Below are 22,826 nucleotides of genomic sequence, written 5' to 3'. Positions count from 1 at the left end.
TGTCTGGCGAAGCAACTAGTGCGGCATTTCAGAGGTTTTGAGCATGGCGATGAACCACAGAGAACTCAGCAGCAATGCAACAGCAACACCGGCGCCGATGCTGACCCTGTTCATCACAATCGGTACAACAATCGGAAAAGCCATCGCCCCCGCAAGGGGGGTGATGGCAACAAACCAACGCAACATATCTTGTGGGTGCGACTGATTCAGAACCACTCAGCGCGCGCTTCGCTCGCAGGGTTGCTGTTGTCTTCCGGGGTACGACGTTGGAAATTCAAGGTGATGTTCCGCTTCTGCTCGCCATCAGCGGCAGTGGCTTCGATCGCATACACCTGATCGCCATCGCGGAATGGCACCTGAATCCGGAATGTTCCGTCAGTGGACAAGGGGACATCTTCTCCTCCGATGGTGAGGCGGGCGGAGGGATCGGTCGCTCCGTACACAATCAGCTCAGCATCGGCGACAAGCCAGAACGATCGCTGACGAGGTGAAACGCCACCGAGGCCGGACTCATTTCGTCCGCTGGCCCACAAGCCGATGCCTGAATCACTCAGGCCTAATAGATCGGAGTCGGAAGCAGAATCTCCAGGCTCTTGGAATTCCTCAGAACCCACCCGGCGACTACGGAAGTGAACCGTTGCGCTCTGATAGAGACGCTCATGCAATCCGCTATCACTTGGCTCCGCCGCCGCCGGGGGAGCTACTTGAGCAGACGCTGCCGCAGGAGCGGATTGCTCAAGGCTGAAGGGAACGAATTGATCAAGAATTTGCTCACTCGGATGCAGTGCCGGAACGCGCGCCACGGATGAGAATGCTAAAGACATCCATGAGTTGCTAATCCGGTAGCCGAGTTCAACGCGGTAATCGCGATCACAGAGAGGAACTGGCAGATACCACTCGGTGCTGTGGCTGTCGACAGGCACTTCCTGCAGTGTGTGGGGATGGGCGCTCCCGTCGTGAATTCCGGTGACGTCGGCTAAACGGAGACAAAGACGACTGGCCCCTTCTTTCTGAGCCCGCTTACGGTCCTCTTCTGAAATCTCCCAAAACACGTAAGCCCACTGGGGATCACGGGGGAGGAACACAACACGTGTCTCAGTGTTGGAGATGGCTGGAGGGGAAAGCTCGGCTTCGATTGCTTTCAGGTCTCCACCACGTTGCTCCTGTCGTTGAGCGACTTCCCCGACCAGGGTCTCCTTGCTTTTGCGGCTGTAGAGGGGAACCCCAAGATCGCTGGCGATTTGACGCAGTTGTCGCAGTGTGAGACGTGCCAGGGATGAAAGGGTTTGGGACACGTCCAAAAACCTCAGAATTCGTTTGGGATCATTCTGCTCTTAAAAATTCCTTTTAGAACCTTTAAAGCTGTGGTGGTCAGGATCCACTGACTGGTGGGCCCTTCTCAGGAGCTCGAAACCCTGTGACTGACCACAAAAAAACGGGGATCGCTCCCCGTTCCTTTGGTCAGATTTCGATCTGCCGAGGGCTTCAGCGGCTGATGCTGCGATAAGGAACCCGGGACATGTAATCGGCATCGGTATTCGCCGTAGCTGAGCGCATGACGCCAACGGACACGGACTTGACCCAGTCGAGGTAGTCGCTTGGCGATCCACCCTTCTTGATGGTGGCGCGCTTGGGCAGTTTTTTTGTCGGTCCGGTGAAGATGATCTGGGGGAAGCCCAGAACACCGCGGTAGTACTCGTCGTAGCGAGGGGTCGACACATTGAATGGTGTGTCACCCAGTTGCCGGCCCGGGAGCACGCGATTCCGTTGGAAGGGAACGGTGTCGTAGCCGAAGGCGTCGAGGTATTCCTGACTGTCCAGCAGGACATCCACCAGGCCTTCCAGTCCCTTGCTTGCAATGACGATCGACCAGGACAACTCCTCTCCCTTGCCGTTCACCTTGCGCCCTAGCAGGCGCTCCACGAGATGGCGAACAACCTTGTAGTTACTGTTGAAGCCGTAGAAGGTGCGCTTGAAGGTGTCGGAGAGAACGAGGCCTCGGATGAAGTCGCGAACAGTGATCTGACCCTCTCGGAGCTGGGACTCAAGGTTGACGTCCCGATCTGTTTGGAAGGCGTGGAAAAAGATCTGGCGATAGCCGCTCTCGATCACCGTTTTGAGGTTGTCCTCGTCCATGGCGATGTCCATGGAGTAGGCCCGGGATCCCTCGTCGGAGCCGACGCGCAGATTCGGAACACCCTGCCTCAGTGAGTTCTGGGTGATCTGTGCGTACTCCAGAAGAGGAATGGCCACGCGAGCTACAGCATCCACTGCCAGGGATCGTAGAAGTGCTGGAGAGTCTCACTCCCGCGGCTGTGGCAGCAATTACATCCCGTAATAGTTTTGCTGAGTAAATTTACTTACCAGCCGAAGGGCGAGAGGTTCCGGTCCTTCAAGGTCTCGTCGTGGGAAGTCCTTGGTGCGTCATCGAGTTGACGCGTTTCAATGCAGAAAGAGGCGTTGTTGGACAGGCCTTGCACCGTGCTTGTGCGCAGACGGAGGTTGGGGCCTGAGAACCAGAACCGCTCCAATGAGCTCATCATTTCGTAGTCCGTGCTGAGGATCAGGCCGTTTTCATCGTCCATCCGGAACTGGCCTGCCACGGGGGCTTTCTCGGCGTAGCCCCGATCTCTCAGGAGCAGGCCGTTGCGTCCGGTTTCGTCACTCGGGATCAGCCCGAACATGGTCTGATCCTCGTGGGACTCGCCGGCCCGGTCCCAGGCCATTGATCCGCTCCAGCGCACCCAGCAGCCACCGATGATTCGCTCGGCAGCTTCATCGTTACAGGTGGCGATGGCGGCCAGTCGTTCATCGCCCTTGTGAAGTTCTTCCACAACGATGAACGAAGCTCCCGCCTCTGCTCTGCGGTGCAGCAAATGGTGCTGGCTGCGTTGGGATCTCCAGCGGCCGCAGCTCAGGCGGAAGAAGCTGAGGGCATCGGGGATCGCTAGCGACATCACAGGTCCAGTCCTCTGGAAATGATGGTAGGGGCCTTAGTTGTTCCACTCCCTCTGGGCCAATGCGATCAGGTCGTCTACGGTCAGGTTGATCGGTGGGGTGTTGATTGTTTTAGCGATGGACTCCAATTGGAGGGCAGCAACGTCGAGTTGCTCCAGCATCAGGGCGATGAAGTGGGGGTCTTCAGCGATCAACTGCTTGCTCAGACACCACTGACGTCTGGCTTGCTCTTTCGGTAGGTCTCCATTGGTTGGTAGTGGTTCCATGGCCTGGAAGCTGGCCAGGCAATGGGCCAGCAAGCGAAGGTGGTGGCGATCGCGTTGCGGAAGGGGGCTGGCATCAATCCGCCGGACCGTCTCCTCACTGAGAGGTCCGTCCTGATCCCGGTCGCTCATGCCCTTGGCGAGGGTGTGATCTTGAAGCCACAGGAATGACCGCCTTCGAGGCGCCAGTGCACCCTCTCCACATCGCAGTCCTGGAAGGTGTGTCGCATCAGCATTAGTTCTTGGTCGCAAACCACTGGAAATTCCTCGGCGATCCGCTGGACGGAGCAGTGCAGTTCATGGAGGCACCAGCTGCCGTCTGCATCGCGAACACACTCGGTGACATAACCCTCATCGCATCGGAGATCAGCGAGTCTTTGAATGCGTGTTTCAAGAGGGCCGTTGCCCAGCCTCTGGCGGTAGTGCTCTGACTTGCCGATGGCTTGTTGCTGCAGCAGGGTGGTCATCAGCTCCGGCGGCAGGGTTGCTCGCATTGAGTCGAGCAGGCCTAGTGCGAAATGGCCGCTGCCATCAGGGAAGTGATCTTCACCCTTGCGGGTGAGCCTCCAGCGGTTGCTGGGTCGGCCCGGTCCGCTGGCCAGGGCTGTGGCCTCCACCAGTTGGTCTTCAGCCAAACTTCTCAAATGACGTCGCATCGCTTGGACGGAGATGCCCATGGCGTCGGCCAGGACGCCAGCCTCTGATTCGCCCCGCCTGAGCAGCAGGCTCAGCACGGCTTCGCGATTGCTGGCTGGAGCCTGTGCGTCCATCGGGGAACGATGCCTGTCCATACGATGGCACCGAAATGATCTTCCTGATGCGTAGGAGAGGGGTTTCCTCAGGCTTCCTACGAAACGGACCGGGGTGTCCCCTGTGTCTAGGGCTGTTGACCTAGGCTGAGGGAAAGGAAACGGGGGGTTTCGTAAACCTCCAAAGCGCTATGCCAGATGCCACGCCCGAGCCCAGTGCTGAAAGTCTGGAGATGATTCGCAAGTTCGCCCAGACCTACGCCCAGCGGACAGGTACCTATTTCTGCAGTGATTCCAGTGTGACTGCGGTCGTGCTGAAGGGTTTGGCACGTCATAAAGACGAACTCGGCGGTGCACTCTGTCCCTGTCGTCATTACGAAGACAAAGAGGCTGAGGTCGCGCAGGCCTTCTGGAATTGTCCTTGCGTCCCGATGCGTGAGCGCAAGGATTGTCACTGCATGCTCTTCCTCACCGAGGACAACCCGTTTGCCTGTCCTGAAAAGACGCAGACCATCACGACGGAAACAATCAACGCCACTGTCGGTTGACCGGAATGACCAGCACTTCCACGCGGGACCTCGTCAGTCAGCCGTACAAATATGGCTTTGTTACTGAAATTGAAACCGACAAGATTGCCAAGGGTCTCAGCGAGGAAGTCGTCCGACTCATATCTGAAAAGAAGGATGAACCTGATTTTCTTCTCCAGTTTCGACTGAAGGCTTTCCGTCATTGGCTCACACTGAGAGAGCCCGACTGGGCGGCTTTGGGATATCCAGAAATCGATTACCAAGACATTATTTATTACGCCGCTCCAAAGCAGCAGGAAACCAAGGCCAGCCTCGATGATGTTGACCCGAAATTACTTGAGACCTTCGACAAGCTCGGCATTCCTCTCAGTGAGCAGAAGCGCCTCAGCAACGTTGCTGTTGATGCTGTGTTCGATAGCGTTTCCATAGCCACGACATACAAGGAAAAGCTCGCTGAGCATGGTGTTGTGTTCTGCTCCTTCAGTGAAGCTGTGAAGGAGCATCCACAGTTGATTGAACGCTATCTGGGCACTGTCGTCTCCAGTAACGACAATTATTTCGCTGCCCTGAATTCCGCTGTGTTCAGCGATGGTTCGTTTGTCTTTATTCCAAAGGGCGTCGAATGTCCGATGGAACTGTCCACTTACTTCCGGATCAATTCCGGAGATACAGGTCAGTTTGAACGTACCTTGATTGTGGCTGAGGAAGGTGCCTCTGTGAGTTATCTCGAAGGTTGTACGGCTCCGATGTTTGACACCAACCAGCTGCATGCGGCGGTTGTGGAGCTTGTGGCGTTGGATGATGCATCTATTAAATATTCCACAGTGCAGAACTGGTATGCCGGGGATGAGAATGGAGTAGGTGGCATTTTTAATTTCGTGACCAAGCGAGGTCAGTGCCGAGGCGCACGGAGCCGAATCAGCTGGACGCAGGTGGAGACCGGTTCAGCAATCACTTGGAAATACCCCAGCTGTGTGCTTCAGGGTGCTGATTCAATCGGAGAGTTTTACTCCGTGGCACTAACCAACAATCGTCAGCAGGCGGACACCGGCACAAAAATGGTGCATGTGGGACCTCGCACGCGTTCCACCATCGTGAGCAAGGGGATCAGTGCTGGACACTCGAGTAACAGCTACCGCGGTTTGGTGCAGATCGGACCAGCGGCGAAAGGTGCTCGCAATTACAGCCAGTGCGATTCGATGTTGATTGGGGATCAGGCGGCAGCCAACACCTATCCCTACATCCGCTCGCAGCAGCCACAAGCAGCGATTGAGCATGAGGCCAGTACCTGCAGGATCTCCGAGGATCAACTCTTCTATCTTCAAAGCCGCGGCATCGGCTTTGAAGAGGCGGTGTCGATGATGGTGAGCGGTTTCTGCCGTGATGTGTTTAATCAACTTCCGATGGAGTTTGCTGCCGAAGCAGATAAGCTCCTTGCTCTGAAATTAGAAGGTTCAGTCGGCTGATCATCGTAAGGTTTAATGTTTAAACTTTTTGCTCTAAATTTAAACGAATAGGCAATGCTTGATTGGCATTTCTGCTCGAACAGTTTCTTAAAAGGATTCAACTCTGTCTTGTATGATTTAACAAGGTCTTTTTTGTGCTGCGTTTCCAGGGAATGAACCCAATAAATTTGTTATTCATCTAATCAAACTGCTACCCATGCTTGCAGTTCACGGTTTCTTGTTACCATTCCATTGTAATTGTCTTTCCAGTGTTCATAAGCATTATCAAAGTCTCTACTCCGTATTTCAGGAATATTGTGATGGTTGTCAACATAAACTTTGTCCTTCACGGCATTGTTGTAAACAATGGAAAGGGCTACCCATCGAGGCTCATTGGGGTCAGACATTCTCAACATTAAATCCTGTTTCTCTCCATTGATCATCTGGTCGGGAACACAATAAAAATTACCAACCCGTCGCTTTGCACAGATGGATCGTCCTTCTTCCATTAAATGGATGTATACAGCCTGTTGACCACCATTCTGGTCCAGATGCCGGAATAAGGATCGCGCCTTTTTTGCACCTTGTTCGTAGCGTCTTTCGCAAACCACTATGTAATAGCTGCACGACGGATCAGGGCGATAAGGGCAAGAACAAGAACAATGAGAATTTCTATCTTGAGAAATAACATGAAAGTAGTTTCAAGCTACCTAGTAATAGGCGTCGTAGCTGATCACAGCAAGAAAATATTGATGTAGGGTGTGTATAAGAATTGCTTTTCGTCTCAGTTTGAATCGCTACGGTTTTTATAACCAACTTTCTTATTGACCATGCTTGGAAGAGATTCAATTTTTGTTTCGCAGAACTGCTGCCAACGCAAAAAAATCGCAATGATTTTTGATGGCATGACTTGCCCTCTGTGTTAGTAGTCCATTTGAGCCCTTTTTAAGTGTCTTTTTCAATGAATCTAAGTGAACTTGAAGTGCATGACTCTGCAACCGTTGTTGGAGTTCGTTCTGATGGAACAGACGTTGGTGATGGTTTCAAAGAAAGGCTTGAAGTGATAGGACTTCGCAAGGGTAGAAGCGTGAAGGTTACGCGAAAAGCGCCCGGAGGAGATCCTCTTGAAGTGAGAGTCGGCAGTACGACTGAAATTGCTATTCGCAAATCTGAAGCCTCTCTTGTAGACATCACACAAGACAAATTGTCGTTTTCTTGAAAGATGCTTCAGATCGACATATCAAAATTTCTTCATTTTGAAAATGATCTATCACCATGATCACTACAGAAATCGGGGCTCAAACCGAACCAAGAAACAAAAACAGACGAGTCACCTTTGTTGGACAACCCAATACCGGTAAATCAACATTTTTCAATCGTGTAACATATTCAACGGCAGGGGTCGCTAACTGGCCAGGCCAGACAGTTGATTTCATGCAAGCTGAAATTAAGAAAGACGATAAAATAGTAGAATTTGTTGATTTGCCAGGTATTTATGATTTAGAGAGTTTTACCGAAGACGAGAAAGTCGTTCAAGATTTCCTGCAAAACTACAGTGTTGACCTGATCGTTTGTGTAATTAATGCTTCGCAGATTGATCGTCAGATCATGATGCCTGTGTAGATAAAGAGTCTTGGTTTGCCATGTTTAGTTGCGCTTAATATAGCCGATGATGTCAAAAGATTTGGCGTTAAGATTAATACGGCTGAATTGTCTGAAAATCCAGGAATGCCGGTTTATACAATTAGCGCTAAATATGGCTCTGATTGTGGTATAGCAATTGATGAGATTTGGAAAACTGTAAATGAGCTTGATCAATCTTATAAAGTAGTTGACCTAGTTCAGGATTGTAAATCCAATCGGATTTCGGAGACTGATCTCAAGAATGCTATGGGTCAAGGCATTACGATGCCGCCGAGTAATTTAGTTACATTTACAAATAGAATGGATTTAGTTTTGCTGCATCCATTTTTTGGTTTGCCGATATTCTTTTTATCGATGTTGTTGTTGTTTCTGTTGATATGGAATGTTGGCATGCCTGCGCAGGAACCAGTTGAAGAATTCACTAATTGGTTGGTAGAGGCTGCGCTGAAACCCGGATTAGCATTTCTTCCCGAAAGAGTTAAAAACTTCATTATTAAGGGACCCTATACAGGATTTGTGTCGCTTCTCGGTTTTGTACCCCTGGTGGCGTTTTTCTTTGGATTGATGACAGCTCTGGAAAATAGTGGTTATCTCTCAAGAGCTGCCTACTTGATGGATAATATCATGCGAAAAGCGGGTTTGGATGGCCGTGGCTTTTGATGCAGCTTTTCGGCTTTGGATGCAATATACCTGCCATTATGGGGATACGAACTATTCGATCGAAGTCACAAAGATTACTTTCAATACTAGTTATTCCTTTCGCACTTTGCTCCGCGTGGCTTCAAGTATTTGTTTTATTTCGTGGCATTATACTGCTAAATTGTCTTGGAGTAGTTGCGCTTTGGTTGCTGTATCTGATCAGTTTCGTTGTTGCATTTATGATGGCTGCGATCTTCAATGCAAGTGGGCAGTTTAAATCTAAAGATCCATTTATCATTGAACTTCCTCCTTGCAGAACGCCAACGATTAGACAAGTGGCGATTAATGTTTGGAACGAGATGAAAACTTTTGTGCAAAAGCTCTCGGTTTTCATGATTATAGGGACAACCATTACTTGGTACTTGACAAGTTTTCCAGAAGGTACTGAGAGCTTGGAGAGTTATGCAGGGCAAATTGGAGAATTTTTCCAGCCTTTAATGGAACCACTTGGAGTTAATCCCCTATTGACTGTCTCGTTGATTATTGGTTTTGTGGCACAAGACGTTCAATTAGCAGCTGTCGCTTGAATATACGGACTAGGTGAAGAATCAGAAGCTCTAAGGGAAACACTGGGAAATGCTATCAATTTTCAACAAGGGTTCAGCTACTGTTTGTTTAGCATTTTGTACGTGCCTTGTCTTACAACAGTTGCAACAATATGGGTTGAAGCAAAATCAGCATGATTCACGATATTTTCTGTCGGTGTCTCGATGGTAGTAGCGTGGATTGTCTCTTTTGGATTTTATCAGACATACAATTTGATTACTGTTGCTTAGCGTCATAAAAGCCAAGCTTTCAATGATCAGATTGAATCAACTCTGTATGGACTAAGCTCTTTGGTATCAGCAATGAGCTTTTTTGCAAGTTTGTTATTGTATTGTTGTCATAGATCTACCATGCATAGTGCGTCAAAGATCGAAAAAAGTCCTGGCAGCAGAGTCCAGAAAAAACTAAAAATGTAATTGCCCCTTTTTATCTCCTAGCCAAAAAAGATGAATGCCAATCCACCCAAAGATCAAAGCCAGTGCAATCCCGATGCTTGACCTTCTTCGACGTACATTGAACTCGTTATAAAAGGTGAAGACTTCGTTGTGATTAAATTTTTTAATTAGGTGCTTATTCTCTTCAATCATGATCCAAGGATTTCCAATGCTATAATCATAGTGTGTTGAGATTTCAGTGAATTTTTGACACCATAGTGTGACGACTGTTTATGGTTTGCTTTTGGCATCCAATCATTACTTGGCTGGCATTTTTGAAAGTTACCGCTCGGAAGAGTTGTGTTTGAGCTTGAGCTTGGATGTGGAAAAATTTTACTTTTATTTTCTTGACTGATATTTCAATCGTGGGCATAAAAGATACTTGTTTGGATTCAATCAAATGCCACGAAGCACTAAATGTGGCAGTTTGCCATTTGCTATTCAGCCAAAAAGTGCAAAAATCTATTAAAATTTTTCAAGTGGAGCTTCAAGGCTGTTAGCTATCTTATAAATAGCTTAAGTAAGAAAATACATTGGCTTGTCAAGAGTTCACCGTGATTGTGAGGGCTTGGCGGCAGCATTCCAAAGCAGTTGTCTCTTGAAATAAAGCTCTCTTTGTCGCGAGGTTGTAATAAGACTGTCAAGGCAAGTTTTATACCCCTCTACCCTGTTAATCATGATCAATTGTATTGATTTTACAATCCATTCGATGAAGTGTTCTCGGCCTAATGCTGGAACATGCAAGGTTTCCTGGAATCCGGGCCATTCAGCTTCCTGGAGTTCTGGAATGATTTTTTTATAATCATTAAGTTGATACAGTAAGAATTGTTCGACGAGCCAACAATCCTTGAGGGGAATGGTTGGAAGGTCTGGCAGCAGCTGTGGGTCGTTGTGGGTTTCATATCGTATTCGTTTGATATGAGCATCCTGCCTAGAGTGTTCATGTGGATCAATTTGATAGAAGCCAAGGATTAGAAAGTCAGGGAATTTGGCTAACTCAGCAATGTAAAGCGAAGCTGGTTGATGCCCATCTTCGATGGAATCGATAAGCCAATTGGTAAGCGAAGCAATTCCCATTTGTTGAAGGTACTTTGTTTCGTGGTTTAGCTTTTCATGAATCATCTCATCAATGGTATTCGATCTATCTCTCCGAGGTTCTTTTCGTGCGAAGCACCGTGGTCTCGTTTGTGTCCGTTATATGGGATCATGCTGTTACTGGCAGACAGGATTTTTATTCCTTGCTCGTGATATCCCTGGCGACAATGTGTGTATACAAGGGTCCTGGATTATTTATTACGAATGGATGTGTTTTGGGCGACCTCAATAGATTCTGCGATCACTAAACTCAATATGTGAGATAGATCTGCTTTTCATCCTGCTTCATGCATCCTGAGATGCACGCTTGCGTTGCGCCCTTGGCATGTTTGAGGTAACTGCACAAGTCAGTTTCTTGAAACGGAGGTTTTATCATTCGTGATGCATTCATCTGCCGATGAATTTGTTGAACAGCCTTACAAATATGGGTTTCATACAGATATTGAGACAGATAAAATCCCGAAGGGTATTAACGAAGAGGTTGTTCGTTTGATCTCTGCGAAAAAGGAGGAGCCTGCCTACTTGCTCGATTTTCGTTTGAAAGCCTACAAGCATTGGTTGACACAAAAAGAACCTGATTGGGCCAAGCTTGGTTATCCGTCTATTGATTATCAGAATATCGTTTACTATGCTGCCAAAAAAAACAAAGAAAAAAAGAGAAGCCTGAATGAAGTTTATCCAGCACTACTGGATACTTTTAGTCGTTTGGGTATCCCACTTGGGGGGCAAAAGCGCTTGAGTAACGTTGCAGTTGATGCGGTGTTTGACAGCGTTTCTATCGCGACAACGTTTAATGAGAAATTAGCGGAGCACGGGGTGGTGTTTTGCTCTATTGCTGAAGCTGTCAAGGAACAATCGAATTTGGTGGAGAAATATATGGGGACAGTTGTGACAAGCAACGATAATTTTTTTGCAGCACTCAATGCCTCCGTTTTCAGTGATGGCACCTTTGTGTATATCCCGAAGGGTGTTAAATGTCAGATGGAATTGTCATCCTATTTTCGGATTAACTCCGGCGATGCCGGAGAATTTGAACGGACCTTGAGCGTTGTTGAAGAGGGGGCGTCTGTAAGTTATTTGGAAGGCTGCACAGCCCCTATGTTTGATACCAATCATCTTCACGCTGTTGTGGTTGAACTTATCGCCCTAGACGATACGTCCATTAAATATTCCACAGTCCAAAATTGGTATCCGGGTGATGAGAATGTTTTTGGAGGTATCTATAACTTTGTTACCAAGCGTGGCCAATTTCGTGGCGCAAGAAGTTGCATCAGTTGGACGCAAGTTGAAACCGGTTCTGCCATGACATGGAAATACCCAAGTTGCATTCTGATTGGGGAAGAGTCTGTGGGTGAATTTTATTCTGTTGCGTTGACACATCATCTACAGCAAGCCGATACAGGTACAAAGATGATTCATGTCGGCCCAAATACACGCTCAACAATTGTTAATAAGGGCATCGGCGCAGGCTCGTCAAGCAACAGTTATCGAGGTCTTGTTCGGATTGGCCCATCGGCACAATGTGCACATAATTATAGTCAATGTGATTCGATGCTGATCGGCGATCAGGCAAGTGCCAATACTTTTCCTTATATCCATTGCCAGCAAATGCATTCAGCGATCGAACATGAGGCCAGTAGTACCTGTAGGATCACAGAAGATCAACTCTTTTATCTTCAAAGTTGAGGAATCGCTTTTGAGGAGGCTGTTTCAAAGATGGTGAGTGGATTTTGTCAGGACGTCTACAATCAATTGCCGATGGAATTTGCTGCTGAGGCTGATAAGCTATTGGGACTTCGTCTAGAAGGCTCTGTTGGTTAGTCCCTTTTTCTGAATTTTTTAACCAAAACTGTTTTTTCATGATTTATTCCGATTCAGAACTCCTTCTCGACATTGTTGATCTCCATGCGTCAGTCGAAGACAATGAGATAATTAAGGGGGTGAATCTGCAGGTTAGGTCTGGCGAAATTCATGCAATTATGGGTAGGAATGGTAGTGGAAAAAGCACTCTGTCTAAGGTGTTAGCAGGGCATCCTTCCTATGAAGTCACGCGTGGAAGCGTGACTTATCGCGGCGTTGACTTGCTTGAGTTGGAGCCCGAGATCAGGGCTCGGATAGGAGTTTTTCTCAGTTTTCAATATCCGGTTGAGATACCAGGTGTGAATAATCTCGAATTCCTTCGCGTAGCGACCAACGCTAGGCGTGTCGAGCGCGGTGAAGAGGAAATGGATCAATTTGAGTTTGAGGATCTCGTGCGTGAGAGGCTCAAAGTGGTCCAGATGGATCCCGCGTTCTTGGAGCGGAGCATTAACGAAGGCTTCTCTGGTGGAGAGAAGAAACGCAATGAAATTCTGCAGATGGCTTTGCTTGAGCCCATTGTCGCAATCCTGGACGAAACAGACTCCGGTCTTGATATTGATGCGCTTCGGATCGTTGCTTCCGGTGTCGGTCAACTGGCAGGCCCGCAGAACGCCACATTGCTGATCACCCACTACCAGCGTTTGCTGGACCTGATCATTCCGGACTACATCCACGTGATGGCTTCAGGTCGCATTCTCAAAACCGGGGGTCGTGAATTGGCTTTAGAGCTCGAAAAAACAGGCTACGACTGGGTTGACCAAGAATTATCTCTTCAGGGGCAGGCGTGATCATGGTTGCATCGACCCATGGAACCCTGCTTGAACCCGTCCAGCACCGCGGCCGGGAAGCCTTGGATCGGCTCGGATTCCCAACGCGCAGCCAAGAGCCCTGGCGCTTCACCAATCTCAGTCGATTGAAGGCTGTCGGTGAACTACCCGTGATTGAGGCGGATCCGCTCTCTGATCTCCCCGATGTTCCACAGTCCGGGCTCCGGCTGTTGATCGGTTCCGGAGCCGATTCCCTTGAAGGTGTGGAACTTCCGGATGGAATCAATGCGCTGAATCTCGATCAGCTCAAGCTTGCTCTTGGCAGCACACTGCATCGATGCGGTTGCTCCAACGACTGGCCTGTGGAGCTCAACCATGCATCCAGCCGTCAGGTTCTTGCTCTGAGGATCAGCGGCAAAGTCCCTCCGCTGGAGCTGGTCATCGGCGCCAGTGGCCAGGGACTGCTGTCCACGCGTGTGCTCTTGCTCCTTGAGGAAAAGGCGGAGCTCGATCTGCTGCAGGTGTTCCGAGCTGACAGTGGCGCTGCCCATAGCCACCTCTGTGAGGTTGTTCTCGGGCAGGAGTCCCGCCTCCAGCATGGGGTCCTCTCTCTGGGCGATGGCAGTGGCTCGCTCCTAACCACGCTTGCTACTCAGCAGGAGCCCCGAAGTCAGTACGAGCTCACCACGGTCTTTCAAGGATGGTCATTTGGCCGGGTCGAGCCTCGGGTGCTGCAGCTCGATGGTCAGGCGAAAACGTCCATCAAGGGTCTAGCTGTCACCACAGAGGATCAGCAGCTTGCTATCCACTCGGGGATGAGATTTGACGGCCCGGAGGGTGAGCTCGATCAGCTGCAGAAGAGCCTTGCCTCTGGCCGCTCCCATGCGATTTTCAATGGGTCAATTCAAGTACCTCGTGCGGCTCAGCGCACCAACGCCGCTCAGCTCAGTCGTAACCTGTTGTTGTCGACCAAGGCTCGAATTGATACAAAGCCGGAGCTTGAAATTATTGCGGACGACGTTCGATGTGCTCACGGCGCAACCGTGAGTCAGTTGCAGGAAGATGAATTGTTTTATCTCCGCAGTAGGGGGATCACTGAAACCGAGGCAACTTCCCTTCTGCTGCGAGGTTATTGCCAGGAAGTGATCAATCAATTGCCTGTACAGGCAGAGCGATGGCGGCCTTTAGAACAGGTGCAGAAGGAGCTCAGCCGATGACCGCAACCCAGCCATCTGCCTCTCTGAATCGTGAGCAGCTGACCCTGGCGGAGCTGTTTCGACCTGATTTTCCGATTCTGGATCAGCTCTCGGCTGCGGGTGGACCTCTTATCTACCTCGATCATGCGGCCACCAGTCAGAAGCCTCAACAGGTTCTTGAGGCGTTGAATCATTACTACGCTTCAGACAATGCCAACGTGCATCGGGGAGCGCATCAGCTCAGTGCCAGAGCGACGGAAGATTTTGAAGCAGCGCGAACACGAACATCCTGTTTGATTTCGGCCGCAACCTCCCGGGAGATCGTGTTCACTCGCAATGCCAGTGAAGCGATCAATCTGGTGGCACGAAGCTGGGGTGATGCCAACTTGCGCGAGGGTGATGAGGTGCTGCTCACGCTGATGGAGCATCACAGCAATCTGGTGCCCTGGCAGCTTCTGGCGCAGCGCACCGGCTGTGTGTTGAAGCATGTCGGGATTACAGAATCAGGTGAATTCGATCTGGATGATTTCAATCACAAACTGACGGATCGCACCAAGTTGGTGAGTCTGGTTCACATCAGCAACACCCTTGGATGTTGCAATCCATTGGAGCTGATTGTCCCTGCGGCCCATTCCAGCGGTGCGCTTGTGTTGCTGGATGCCTGTCAGAGCCTGGCCCACAAACCCATTGATGTGGCGGCTCTGGATGTGGATTTTCTGGTGGGCTCTTCCCACAAGTTGTGCGGGCCAACAGGTATGGGTTTTCTCTGGGCTCGGGAGACGTTGCTCGAGGCCATGCCTCCCTTTCTGGGTGGTGGTGAAATGATCCAGGATGTGTTTTTGGACAACAGCACCTGGGCGGATCTGCCCCATAAGTTTGAAGCGGGAACCCCTGCCATCGGGGAGGCAGTCGGTATGGGCGCTGCAATCAGATACCTACAAAACATTGGCCTTGATGCCATCCAGGCTTGGGAAGCGCAGCTCACCACCCACCTATTTGAACGGCTTCAGGGGATCGAAGCCGTTCGCATTCTCGGGCCCACACCGGATCAGCAGCCCAATCGCGGCGCTCTCGCCACTTTCCTTGTGGATGGAGTTCATGCCAACGACATCGCGGCTCTGATGGATGCTTCGGGGATCTGCATTCGCAGCGGTCATCACTGCTGCCAGCCTCTGCATCGTCACTTCCAGGTCACAGCATCAGCACGCGCCAGTCTCAGTTTTATCAGTACGTTTGATGAGATTGATCAATTCGCAGACGAACTTATGTCCACCATTGAATTCCTGCGTGCCAATGGGTGAATTGTTCCATTAAGCAGACATCAACTTGGCGTATCGCCACTGGATGATTGCTTGGATTGTCCTAATCTTTCAATGCGTTTAACTGCTTTGAAGATGACAAAAAGAGCCCAGGCGACGATCACTCCTTCAAGGAGTGTGTCTAATAACTTTCCGATGGCAATCTCTCCTCCAAAGTATGGAATTGCGAGGTCTTTGTAGCCACCATGGGGTACCAGTGGGTTCAGCAGCGGCATTAAAAGATCCCCGGAGAGAGAATTGACGATCTTTGTGGACTGCTGACCCACTAGTACGCCGACAGCCAGGGTCAGGGCGTTGTTGTTTTTGAGAAAGAACTCCTTGAATTCTTTCCACCAACGGTTGAGCATTTTGGTGGTGATTCGATGCCAGGCATAGCGTTGATTATCTTTTTTGCAACTGGCAATGGTGTCGGTTCTTTGATTGAATCCAAATGAATGTTTGCCTGGCTGCCTGCCATGCGTCAGCGAAGTCTGAGGATTCTTTCCTGCCTGTTCTTTTTTGGGGCCGGATTGTCTCCTGCCATGTCAGGAGAGCTGATCTCCGCCGATCGTTGGCGTGCTTGTGAGGGCGATGTTCTTCAGGCCCTGGGCTTCGAATGTGCAACGTTGCGTCGTCCTCTCGAGCGCCAACAGCCCAGTGGCGCCCAGGTGGAACTTGCGATCTACCGGTTGCCGGCCACAGGTGGCGCAGAGCAGCGGATCGGCACCCTTTTCTTCAACCCTGGCGGACCGGGACAGCCCGGGCATACCAGTGCCAACAAGGCATTTTTCCTGCCGCCTTCCCTGCGTCGCTCCTTTGATTTTGTGACCTGGGATCCACGGGGACTGGGGCGCTCTAGCCCCGCTCTCGAGGGCTGCCTGATCGGGTTCCCACGGAGACCGGCTCAAGGGACCGTTGATTGGACCTTGGTGCATCAGGCCAGGGCAGAGGAGCTTCGGCAAGCGAATCAGGACTGCATTCGCAGGCATCAGGGGCTCATCCGTGGGATGGGAACCGTGGAGGTTGCTCATGATCTTGAAGCGCTGCGGCGAGCGCTCGGGGAATCCCAGCTGACGTACTGGGGGATTTCCTACGGAACAGTGATTGGCTCCACCTATGCCGCCCTGTTCCCTGACAAGGTGCGGGCCCTTGTCCTGGATGGGAGTGTCGACCCCTGGGCAGGTCTGGAAGGTCTGAGTGCATCGGCCTTAGCACCGGATGACGCCATTCGTTTTTTCCTTCAAACGCATCCCGATCTGAAGCCTGTTTTCGAGCGGGTGATCCAGGCGTTGAATCGCCGTTCGCTGCAACTGGCGGATGGTGCCCCCTATACCCGCTGGGATCTTCTCGACAATCTGGCGCGGTACGTCCCGATTACGCGAATTGCAGGCTCCTATGGCAGGGCGATGCTCGAGACCCTGGATCAGGCCTTGTTCGGGAGAGCTGAGGCGAAGCAATTGGCGCTGAATCGACTCACAGATCCACTGTTCCGCACCCCGGCGGTGGATGGGAATGCTGGGGCGGGTTTCTCAGCGGTGACCTGCCGTGATTTTCCACAGAGGCCCTCGCTGATGCAGCAGAGGACGATGCTCGCTGGATTGGTTGAAAAGGCCCCTCTCTATGGCGGCAGTTTGGCTGTCGATTTTCTGACTGTTTGCAGTGGTTATGACGCTGTTGCGGCTGATCCGATTCCCCGTGCTCCCTTTGCTCGTGCTGATGCACCGGGGTTGATCATCGGCTCCACCTGGGACGGATCGACCCCTTGGCGCTGGTCCACAGCCATGGCAAGGGCCTTCCCCGCCATGCGTACCCTCACGGTGGTCGGCAATGAACACGGTTTGTTCACCAATGTCCAGTCCGCCTGTCTGGACAATGCTGTGGTTCGCTACCTCGAAACGGCAGAGGTCCCAGCCACCGACCAGGTCTGTCCCTACGAGAAGCCCGTGAAAGTTCAGCCCATGTCTTGAGCCCGCCGTTCATTCCGCCAAAGCCAGCTGGCGGCGGAAAAAGGCTTCCGTGTCTTCGAGGACCTTGATCTGCACCGCACTGTCCCGGAATCCATGGCCTTCGTGCTCGAACAGGCAGACCTCAACAGGGATTCCATTGGCCCGGAGCGCTGCGGCCATCCGTTCGGTTTGTTCTAGTGGAACCACACGGTCTTGGGCACCCTGGAAGAACAGAACCGGACAGCGGATTTGATCCGCGTTTTTCAACGGAGAGCGCGCTTCGTAGCGGCCGCGTTCGGCTGGCCATGCTCCCACCAGACCATCCAGATAGCGGGCCTCAAAGCGGTGGGTGTCCTGGGCCATGGCCGACAGGTCGCAGACGGCGTAACGGCAAGCTCCCACCTTGAAGACATCGGTAAAACAGAGGCAGGCCAGGGTTGTGAAGCCGCCTGCGCTGCCCCCTTCGATGGCGATCTGTTCAGGGTGGGCTTGGCCGCTGGCAATCAGGGCCCGAGCTGCAGCTGCGCAATCCTCCACATCCACAACGCCCCACCCCTGCTGAAGCCGCTCTCTGTAGGCCCGGCCAAAGCCGGTCGATCCTCCGTAGTTCACATCCACGACCCCCCAGCCGCGTGAGGTCCAGTACTGGATGGCCAGATTGAGGCCGCGGCGCGCCATTGCCGTCGGCCCGCTGTGGCTTTTGACCAGCAGTGGCGGCGGCCGATTGGCATCGGGCGCAGAACCGGATGGTGGGTAGTACCAGGCATGGGTTCGCAGTCCGCCAAAGCCATCGAACCAGAGCGGTTCTGCCACGCTGATCGCCTCCTGCTCCATCGGGAGCTCTACGGCTGGTGTGTGGATCCAGTGGCTTGAAGCGTCATCGTTCAGGTTCAGTTCCAGCAAGCCGGCGGCGCTGGTGCTGTTGCTGGCGATGGCGACGGCACGACCCTCCAGGGCCCAGAGGCCAGCAAGATCGTCAAACGGTTGATCCACTGGCTCAACCTGCCCGTCAAGCCCCAAGCGCAGCAGCTGCCAGCGCCCGTCCGCGCAGACGGCTGCAAGAACGGACGTGCCATTCCAGGCTGTGGTTCGCATGCCGTAAACCCACTGGGGCATGCCTGTTTCAGCGTGCATGGGCCAGGGCTTGTCCCAGTGTCCGGTGGACGGATTCCCGACGCTTAGGTTCCACCAGCCGCTGCTGTCTTCAGCGATGAGCAGTTGGCTGTTGTTCAACCACTGGGGTTGAAACACCGAGATGCCCTTGCCGCCGGCCACGCAGCGGGGTGCCTGCGGTTGGCCATTGCGATCGAGACGCGTCCACCACAGCTCACTGCTTTCCCATGGCATGGCGGGCTGCTGCCATTCCACCCAGGCCAGCTGGTTTCCCTCAGGACTGATGCAGGCGTACCCAACAAAATCGATCGGCGCGTGCAGCGTTCGGGGTGTCTGATCCCGTTCTGAGAGTTCGACGCAGACCAGCTCGTCGCGTCCAGCCTGCTCGCGGACACCGATCCAGCGGTTTCTGCGGAGATCCAGCAGCCCATCCGCCAGAGCACCATGCCCTGGTTCCGTCAGGCGGGTGGGAGCTTGGCAGGGGATCAGATCCTGGCTGTCGTGTTCTGGGAGTTCCCAGTCCTGGCGCCAGAGGCATCGATCGATGTCGTCCACCCAGACCAGGATCAGCGTGTTGTCCTCGACAGCGCTCGCCAGCACGCCACCCCCGTAATCGTGCACTCGGCTGCGGAGGTTGTGTGGTGCTGGCGTGAGTTCCTGGCAGGGGAGTTCCGGTGCACCAAAAGGACGAATCAGAGTTGTGGTGCGACCGCGTTCGAAAGGGCGCTGTTCCAGCCAGAGCAGCCAGCAGCGACCATCCATTCCGTTGAGGAGGCGCGGCTCCTTCAGGCTGGGTAGCTGGCCGACGGCCAGCTGGCTGGAGAGTTGCCTGTCTGTCATTTCCTTTAAAATGGGAGCCCGCGTTGTGATCTCCCTTGGCTGGAAGCTTTGCTCAGTTGGCCCGAGCGGCCGACAAGGCCAGGGACACCATGCTCGTGCCGAAGGAAGCACTCGACACTCCTCCGCTGCAGATTCAGACCCTTGGAGCTAAGGCTCTGAGGAAGTCAGCACGCCGGATCGGCAAGGTGAATGAACAGGTTCGCGATCTTGCGCGGGACATGCTCCGAAGTATGTACACCGCGAAGGGGATCGGCCTGGCCGCTCCTCAGGTCGGCGTGCACCAACAGCTGCTCGTGATCGACCTCGATCTGGAGACGCCCTCCACCCCACCCCTTGTGTTGATCAATCCAGAGATCACAGCAACCAGTGCCGGGATCGATACCTATGAGGAAGGATGCCTGAGCATTCCTGGGGTCTACCTCGATGTGGTTAGACCAACGGCGATTGAGCTCAGTTACCGGGACGAGATGGGGCGTCCAAAGAAGATGAAAGCGGATGGGCTGATGGCGCGTTGCATTCAGCACGAGATGGATCACCTGGACGGTGTCCTTTTCGTCGACAGAGTGACCGATGAAGCGGGTCTTCAGAAGGAGCTGAATGATCACGGTTTTCAGCGCCAACACGTTCAGTCCGTTCCTTGAATCAATGCCGATGAAACCCCTGGCCGGGCTGTTCCTGGCCCTGGCCTGTGTGCTGGGCATCGCAACCACCGGTTGCGTTTTTGAGCTGGCCTACGGCGACCCGGATCTCGGAGTCTCCACGACGCGCTGGATTCTGGTGCTGGCGGGCCCGGGCACCGTTGCAACGTTGCTGGTTGCGATTCGACTCAATAAACCGGCCTGATTTCCGGGACCCTCGGGGCAATGACTTTTACGATCCGTTCAGTACAGCCCTTGGCCGTGATCGCACGTTTCCTGCCAGCAGCCGTCGGACTGGCCGCTTGTGGCGTAATGGCCGCTGGCACCTCTGCTCTGGCTCAGGGGTCTTTGTTCACAACCGTTCCTGTGGATGAAAGCAAGTTCATCCTGGTGTCCGCTCCGATTGGATCGGGTGAGCGCTCCCAGCTGAATATCTACGAACAACGCAGTGATAAGCGTCCATGTTTTGCCGTCGCCGAAGGATCCCCTGCTGTGGTCGATCCGCTGCTTTCAAGCTTTGATTTCACCGGCATCTGCAACCGTTACATCGACGGCAACGGCTACTCGCTTCGGATCGGTGGTGATGACCTTGGCACGCGGTACCGCCTTACGGTGAGCAACACAGGGAAGGACATGGAATTGCGGGCAGCCCCAACCCGAGATCGTTCACAGCCTGTCTTGCTTGTTGCCACCACTGGTGGCCCTGGCAGCGGCTTTCTTAAATTCAATCTGGAGCCCGGTTGGAGATTGGTTCGGCGCGCCTACGGCAAGAAGGCACTGGGCCACATCTACGTCTATCGCGATGCTCAGGCTCTTCAGCAACCTGCTGAGAGTGATGCATCAACTGTCCAGTCAACGGATGACAGCACCGATGACACCGCTGCTTCAGACGAGTGATTGTGATCTGAAGCTGATTGGATCGGTGTAAACGTCTGCTCTCGGATGGCGTTGGTGTTTTCAGGCTGAGACCCGCAATGATCGCTTCAATGAAGTTGAGCTGTTGAAGTAATGGCTGAAGTCAGCAGTTCTTGTGTGGTTTCACTGGTTCGATGCAGCCACAGTTTCATTGATTTCGTTCGCTCAACGATCGTTATCTGCAACCCCCGCCGATTCCTACACAGCCTGATGGAGATGTACCGATCAGACACATGTGCGATGAAGAAGTTTGATGGTGGGATCAATTGCTAATTCCGCTAGATCCAGTATCTAGGCACGCTTCCAGCCCTCTGGGGGAATCAATCTTTACAGAATGCGTCGGAGGTTGTCTGATTGGGCAGTTCTAAAACTCAGTCATATTTGGTCAGTCCTCCTCGAATGTTCGGGAACATTTCTTCATTTGATGATTTCTACGCTTGCGGCAGATCGTTGAAGGCTTGTGTCGTTCAAACGTTTTGTCGCTTCTATGGGGATCGCAGTATTTACTGGCCTTCTGCATGCTCCGGCCGGATTGGCGACAGGATCACTGTTTCGTGCCGTGCCTGTCGACGCGAGCAAATTTGTTCTTGTTGCCGCTCCCATTGGTCAAGGTGAACGCGCTCAGCTGAATATCTATGAACAACGAAACTCAGATCGGTCTTGCTTTTCTGTGAGTGGTTCGACGCCTGCAATGGTCAATCCGTTGTTGAGAGGATTTGATTTCACAGGAATCTGCAATCGCTACATCGATGCCAACGGCTATTCACTGCGCATTGGAGTGGAAGATCTCGGCACGCAATATCGACTTTCCGTGGTGAAGACTGGTCGAGATATCGAATTGCTGGCCTCACCGACGCGGGATCGATCGCGGCCGAGTTTCACCGTGGCGCGCACGGGGGGAAATCAACCTGGCTTTGTTCAATTCAACCTGGAGCAGGGGTGGCGTTTGATGCGCCGTGCCTATGGCGACCAATCCCTGGGGCATCTTTATCTGTATCGGGATGAGCCTTTGATCAGCCCTGAACCCGCTCCGGAATCAACTCCTGTGTCGACTCTTCAGCCCCATGAACCCGTTGAGCGTTCTTTGGAGCGTGGAGACCGTCCTTGGCAGGCCTCCACGCCATCCCAGAGCAACTGGTTTCCAGACGTTCTGGTGGAAGGAGAGGACGATGACGCGCTGGATTGGCCTGATCTGAATGATTGAATCTCAATGACTGATCAGGCCTGCGAGACCTTTTGCAACAGGTCGGAGCAGCGATAACAACTGGCTTCCGCCACGTCCTCTGCGCTGACCTCCCTGGAGTCGTGAAGGTCCGCGATGGTCCGAGCGACCCGCAGCATCTGCAAGCCACTGCGGGTGCTCATCGACCGCTGTTTCACGACTTGCTCCCAGAGGTTGAGCCCTGCGTCCTGGATTGCCCCCACGTTGAGGAGATCATCCGCAGTCAGATCTCTGTTGCAGCGTCCTTCAGGGTTTCTGTTCAGCATCGTCTGTTGCGCGGCGCGGACGGCAGACGTGCTGACGTTTTGAGGGTGTTCATTCTCTTCAGTCCGCGATCGAGTCAGGCACAGCCGGATGTCGGATGCGGATGGTCGCTCAAGTCGCACCTGCAGGTCGATGCGGTCCAGAAGGGGCCCCGAAAGGCGTTGCCAGTACCGCTGGCGTTGATGTCCCGTGCAGCGGCAGCCATGATCCAGGTCGCCACTCCATCCACAGGGACAGGGGTTGGTGGCCGCCACAAGCGTGATCGCACAGGGGAATTGCGCTTTCCAGTGAGCACGGCTCACGCGAACAACTCCCTCGTCCAGGGGTTGGCGTAATTGATCGAGAACCGCCCTGGGGAATTCCCCCAGTTCATTAGAAACTAGAACAATTAATCCAGCTCTACCAGC

The 22,826-nt window shown here is 52.6% G+C and carries 24 protein-coding genes and 2 pseudogenes; 15 read left to right on the top strand and 11 right to left on the bottom strand.

Going from position 1 to position 22,826, the window contains the following annotated elements; genetic code table 11:
• Positions 1-15: 15 nt before the first annotated feature.
• The 6 genes from SIB64_RS16585 to sufR form a co-directional block, all read right to left on the bottom strand.
• Complete coding sequence (locus tag SIB64_RS16585; protein ID WP_413441278.1) at positions 16-186, bottom strand: hypothetical protein; 171 nt, start codon at positions 184-186, stop codon at positions 16-18.
• A gap of 20 nt (positions 187-206) precedes the next feature.
• Positions 207-1,295 (bottom strand): DUF4912 domain-containing protein, encoded by a 1,089-nt coding sequence (locus SIB64_RS16580; protein WP_413441277.1) that lies wholly within the window; start codon positions 1,293-1,295, stop codon positions 207-209.
• A 190-nt stretch (positions 1,296-1,485) separates the two neighbouring features.
• Positions 1,486-2,253 carry a phycobilisome rod-core linker polypeptide gene (locus SIB64_RS16575; protein ID WP_413441276.1) on the bottom strand — a complete coding sequence of 256 codons (768 nt, stop codon included), beginning with the start codon at positions 2,251-2,253 and terminating at the stop codon, positions 1,486-1,488.
• Between the two features lie 107 nt (positions 2,254-2,360).
• A complete protein-coding gene (locus SIB64_RS16570; protein WP_413441275.1) occupies positions 2,361-2,957 on the bottom strand; it encodes a phycobiliprotein lyase in 597 nt (198 codons plus the stop codon).
• 36 nt (positions 2,958-2,993) lie between these two features.
• The gene (locus tag SIB64_RS16565) at positions 2,994-3,353 is read right to left on the bottom strand and encodes a hypothetical protein (protein ID WP_413441274.1); all 360 of its coding nucleotides are present in this window, start codon (positions 3,351-3,353) and stop codon (positions 2,994-2,996) included.
• Entirely contained in the window at positions 3,350-3,991 is a 642-nt protein-coding gene (gene sufR / locus SIB64_RS16560; RefSeq protein ID WP_413441273.1) for an iron-sulfur cluster biosynthesis transcriptional regulator SufR, read from the bottom strand. The genes SIB64_RS16565 and sufR overlap by 4 nt, the downstream gene beginning before the upstream one ends.
• A 170-nt stretch (positions 3,992-4,161) precedes the next feature.
• Between sufR and SIB64_RS16555 the strand changes: the two genes are divergently transcribed.
• The gene (locus tag SIB64_RS16555) at positions 4,162-4,518 is read left to right on the top strand and encodes a ferredoxin-thioredoxin reductase catalytic domain-containing protein (RefSeq protein ID WP_413441272.1); all 357 of its coding nucleotides are present in this window, start codon (positions 4,162-4,164) and stop codon (positions 4,516-4,518) included.
• A 5-nt stretch (positions 4,519-4,523) separates the two neighbouring features.
• Positions 4,524-5,963 carry a Fe-S cluster assembly protein SufB gene (gene sufB / locus SIB64_RS16550; RefSeq protein ID WP_413441271.1) on the top strand — a complete coding sequence of 480 codons (1,440 nt, stop codon included), beginning with the start codon at positions 4,524-4,526 and terminating at the stop codon, positions 5,961-5,963.
• Positions 5,964-6,145: 182 nt separating this feature from the next.
• Here sufB (SIB64_RS16550) and SIB64_RS16545 read toward each other — a convergent pair whose 3' ends face one another.
• Entirely contained in the window at positions 6,146-6,553 is a 408-nt protein-coding gene (locus SIB64_RS16545; protein ID WP_413441270.1) for a hypothetical protein, read from the bottom strand.
• A gap of 338 nt (positions 6,554-6,891) precedes the next feature.
• Here SIB64_RS16545 and SIB64_RS16540 point away from each other — a divergent pair, with 338 nt between their 5' ends.
• Genes SIB64_RS16540 through SIB64_RS16525 form a run of 4 tightly spaced genes read left to right on the top strand, consistent with a single transcriptional unit; the run spans position 6,892 to position 8,812 of the window.
• Entirely contained in the window at positions 6,892-7,161 is a 270-nt protein-coding gene (locus tag SIB64_RS16540; RefSeq protein ID WP_413441269.1) for a FeoA family protein, read from the top strand.
• Between the two features lie 56 nt (positions 7,162-7,217).
• The gene (locus SIB64_RS16535) at positions 7,218-7,565 is read left to right on the top strand and encodes a FeoB small GTPase domain-containing protein (RefSeq protein ID WP_413441268.1); all 348 of its coding nucleotides are present in this window, start codon (positions 7,218-7,220) and stop codon (positions 7,563-7,565) included.
• Positions 7,566-7,580: 15 nt separating this feature from the next.
• Positions 7,581-8,246 carry a nucleoside recognition domain-containing protein gene (locus tag SIB64_RS16530; RefSeq protein ID WP_413441267.1) on the top strand — a complete coding sequence of 222 codons (666 nt, stop codon included), beginning with the start codon at positions 7,581-7,583 and terminating at the stop codon, positions 8,244-8,246.
• Positions 8,246-8,812 (top strand): hypothetical protein, encoded by a 567-nt coding sequence (locus SIB64_RS16525; RefSeq protein WP_413441266.1) that lies wholly within the window; start codon positions 8,246-8,248, stop codon positions 8,810-8,812. The genes SIB64_RS16530 and SIB64_RS16525 overlap by 1 nt, the downstream gene beginning before the upstream one ends.
• Positions 8,813-9,814: 1,002 nt before the next feature.
• Here the strand turns inward: SIB64_RS16525 and SIB64_RS16520 are convergent.
• Positions 9,815-10,387, bottom strand: coding sequence for a hypothetical protein (locus tag SIB64_RS16520; protein ID WP_413441265.1), 573 nt, complete (start codon positions 10,385-10,387; stop codon positions 9,815-9,817).
• Positions 10,388-10,741: 354 nt separating this feature from the next.
• On the opposite strand from SIB64_RS16520, the pseudogene sufB (SIB64_RS16515) reads away from it, so the two are divergent.
• The 4 genes and pseudogenes from sufB (SIB64_RS16515) (at position 10,742) to SIB64_RS16500 (ending at position 15,484) form a co-directional block, all read left to right on the top strand.
• A pseudogene (gene sufB / locus SIB64_RS16515) lies at positions 10,742-12,181 on the top strand (Fe-S cluster assembly protein SufB).
• Positions 12,182-12,219: 38 nt separating this feature from the next.
• Positions 12,220-13,008: a Fe-S cluster assembly ATPase SufC gene (gene sufC / locus SIB64_RS16510; RefSeq protein ID WP_413441264.1), complete on the top strand. Its 789-nt coding sequence runs from the start codon at positions 12,220-12,222 to the stop codon at positions 13,006-13,008.
• A 2-nt stretch (positions 13,009-13,010) separates the two neighbouring features.
• Positions 13,011-14,204, top strand: a complete 1,194-nt coding sequence (gene sufD, locus SIB64_RS16505; RefSeq protein WP_413441263.1) for a Fe-S cluster assembly protein SufD — start codon at positions 13,011-13,013, stop codon at positions 14,202-14,204.
• Positions 14,201-15,484 (top strand): SufS family cysteine desulfurase, encoded by a 1,284-nt coding sequence (locus SIB64_RS16500; protein WP_413441262.1) that lies wholly within the window; start codon positions 14,201-14,203, stop codon positions 15,482-15,484. The genes sufD and SIB64_RS16500 overlap by 4 nt, the downstream gene beginning before the upstream one ends.
• A gap of 20 nt (positions 15,485-15,504) precedes the next feature.
• Here the strand turns inward: SIB64_RS16500 and SIB64_RS16495 are convergent, their stop codons facing one another.
• Positions 15,505-15,849 carry an MscL family protein gene (locus SIB64_RS16495; RefSeq protein ID WP_413441261.1) on the bottom strand — a complete coding sequence of 115 codons (345 nt, stop codon included), beginning with the start codon at positions 15,847-15,849 and terminating at the stop codon, positions 15,505-15,507.
• 108 nt (positions 15,850-15,957) lie between these two features.
• Here SIB64_RS16495 and SIB64_RS16490 point away from each other — a divergent pair, with 108 nt between their 5' ends.
• Positions 15,958-17,448: an alpha/beta fold hydrolase gene (locus SIB64_RS16490; RefSeq protein WP_413441260.1), complete on the top strand. Its 1,491-nt coding sequence runs from the start codon at positions 15,958-15,960 to the stop codon at positions 17,446-17,448.
• 9 nt (positions 17,449-17,457) lie between these two features.
• Here SIB64_RS16490 and SIB64_RS16485 read toward each other — a convergent pair whose 3' ends face one another.
• On the bottom strand, positions 17,458-19,380 hold the full coding sequence (locus tag SIB64_RS16485; protein WP_413441259.1) for an alpha/beta hydrolase family protein: 1,923 nt from the start codon (positions 19,378-19,380) through the stop codon (positions 17,458-17,460).
• A 35-nt stretch (positions 19,381-19,415) separates the two neighbouring features.
• On the opposite strand from SIB64_RS16485, the gene def reads away from it, so the two are divergent.
• The 4 genes and pseudogenes from def to SIB64_RS16465 form a co-directional block, all read left to right on the top strand.
• Positions 19,416-20,021, top strand: a complete 606-nt coding sequence (def, locus tag SIB64_RS16480) for a peptide deformylase (RefSeq protein WP_413441258.1) — start codon at positions 19,416-19,418, stop codon at positions 20,019-20,021.
• A gap of 4 nt (positions 20,022-20,025) precedes the next feature.
• Positions 20,026-20,223 (top strand): hypothetical protein, encoded by a 198-nt coding sequence (locus SIB64_RS16475; protein WP_413441257.1) that lies wholly within the window; start codon positions 20,026-20,028, stop codon positions 20,221-20,223.
• Between the two features lie 20 nt (positions 20,224-20,243).
• Positions 20,244-20,915: a DUF3747 domain-containing protein gene (locus SIB64_RS16470; protein ID WP_413441256.1), complete on the top strand. Its 672-nt coding sequence runs from the start codon at positions 20,244-20,246 to the stop codon at positions 20,913-20,915.
• 505 nt (positions 20,916-21,420) lie between these two features.
• A pseudogene (locus SIB64_RS16465) lies at positions 21,421-21,957 on the top strand (DUF3747 domain-containing protein); the annotation flags it as partial.
• 194 nt (positions 21,958-22,151) lie between these two features.
• Here the strand turns inward: SIB64_RS16465 and SIB64_RS16460 are convergent.
• Positions 22,152-22,808, bottom strand: a complete 657-nt coding sequence (locus SIB64_RS16460; RefSeq protein WP_413443080.1) for an ATP-binding protein — start codon at positions 22,806-22,808, stop codon at positions 22,152-22,154.
• Between the last annotated feature and the right edge of the window lie 18 nt (positions 22,809-22,826).

Origin of the sequence: Synechococcus sp. MIT S1220, assembly GCF_047303025.1 — a bacterium.
Lineage (GTDB): Bacteria > Cyanobacteriota > Cyanobacteriia > PCC-6307 > Cyanobiaceae > Parasynechococcus.
Note: the sequence above shows the minus strand (reverse complement) of the source record. Positions and strands in the feature narration are given on the sequence as shown.

Excerpts from the sequence above, each read along its gene's own strand:
- SIB64_RS16585 (WP_413441278.1), bottom strand. The coding sequence starts at position 186 with ATGTTGCGTTGGTTTGTTGCCATCACCCCCCTTGCGGGGGCGATGGCT.
- SIB64_RS16570 (WP_413441275.1), bottom strand. The coding sequence starts at position 2,957 with ATGTCGCTAGCGATCCCCGATGCCCTCAGCTTCTTCCGCCTGAGCTGC.
- SIB64_RS16565 (WP_413441274.1), bottom strand. The coding sequence starts at position 3,353 with ATGAGCGACCGGGATCAGGACGGACCTCTCAGTGAGGAGACGGTCCGG.
- sufR (WP_413441273.1), bottom strand. The coding sequence starts at position 3,991 with ATGGACGCACAGGCTCCAGCCAGCAATCGCGAAGCCGTGCTGAGCCTG.
- SIB64_RS16555 (WP_413441272.1), top strand. The coding sequence starts at position 4,162 with ATGCCAGATGCCACGCCCGAGCCCAGTGCTGAAAGTCTGGAGATGATT.
- sufB (WP_413441271.1), top strand. The coding sequence starts at position 4,524 with ATGACCAGCACTTCCACGCGGGACCTCGTCAGTCAGCCGTACAAATAT.
- SIB64_RS16535 (WP_413441268.1), top strand. The coding sequence starts at position 7,218 with ATGATCACTACAGAAATCGGGGCTCAAACCGAACCAAGAAACAAAAAC.
- SIB64_RS16525 (WP_413441266.1), top strand. The coding sequence starts at position 8,246 with ATGCAGCTTTTCGGCTTTGGATGCAATATACCTGCCATTATGGGGATA.
- SIB64_RS16520 (WP_413441265.1), bottom strand. The coding sequence starts at position 10,387 with ATGATTCATGAAAAGCTAAACCACGAAACAAAGTACCTTCAACAAATG.
- sufC (WP_413441264.1), top strand. The coding sequence starts at position 12,220 with ATGATTTATTCCGATTCAGAACTCCTTCTCGACATTGTTGATCTCCAT.
- sufD (WP_413441263.1), top strand. The coding sequence starts at position 13,011 with ATGGTTGCATCGACCCATGGAACCCTGCTTGAACCCGTCCAGCACCGC.
- SIB64_RS16500 (WP_413441262.1), top strand. The coding sequence starts at position 14,201 with ATGACCGCAACCCAGCCATCTGCCTCTCTGAATCGTGAGCAGCTGACC.
- SIB64_RS16495 (WP_413441261.1), bottom strand. The coding sequence starts at position 15,849 with ATGCTCAACCGTTGGTGGAAAGAATTCAAGGAGTTCTTTCTCAAAAAC.
- SIB64_RS16490 (WP_413441260.1), top strand. The coding sequence starts at position 15,958 with ATGCGTCAGCGAAGTCTGAGGATTCTTTCCTGCCTGTTCTTTTTTGGG.
- SIB64_RS16485 (WP_413441259.1), bottom strand. The coding sequence starts at position 19,380 with ATGACAGACAGGCAACTCTCCAGCCAGCTGGCCGTCGGCCAGCTACCC.
- SIB64_RS16475 (WP_413441257.1), top strand. The coding sequence starts at position 20,026 with ATGCCGATGAAACCCCTGGCCGGGCTGTTCCTGGCCCTGGCCTGTGTG.
- SIB64_RS16470 (WP_413441256.1), top strand. The coding sequence starts at position 20,244 with ATGACTTTTACGATCCGTTCAGTACAGCCCTTGGCCGTGATCGCACGT.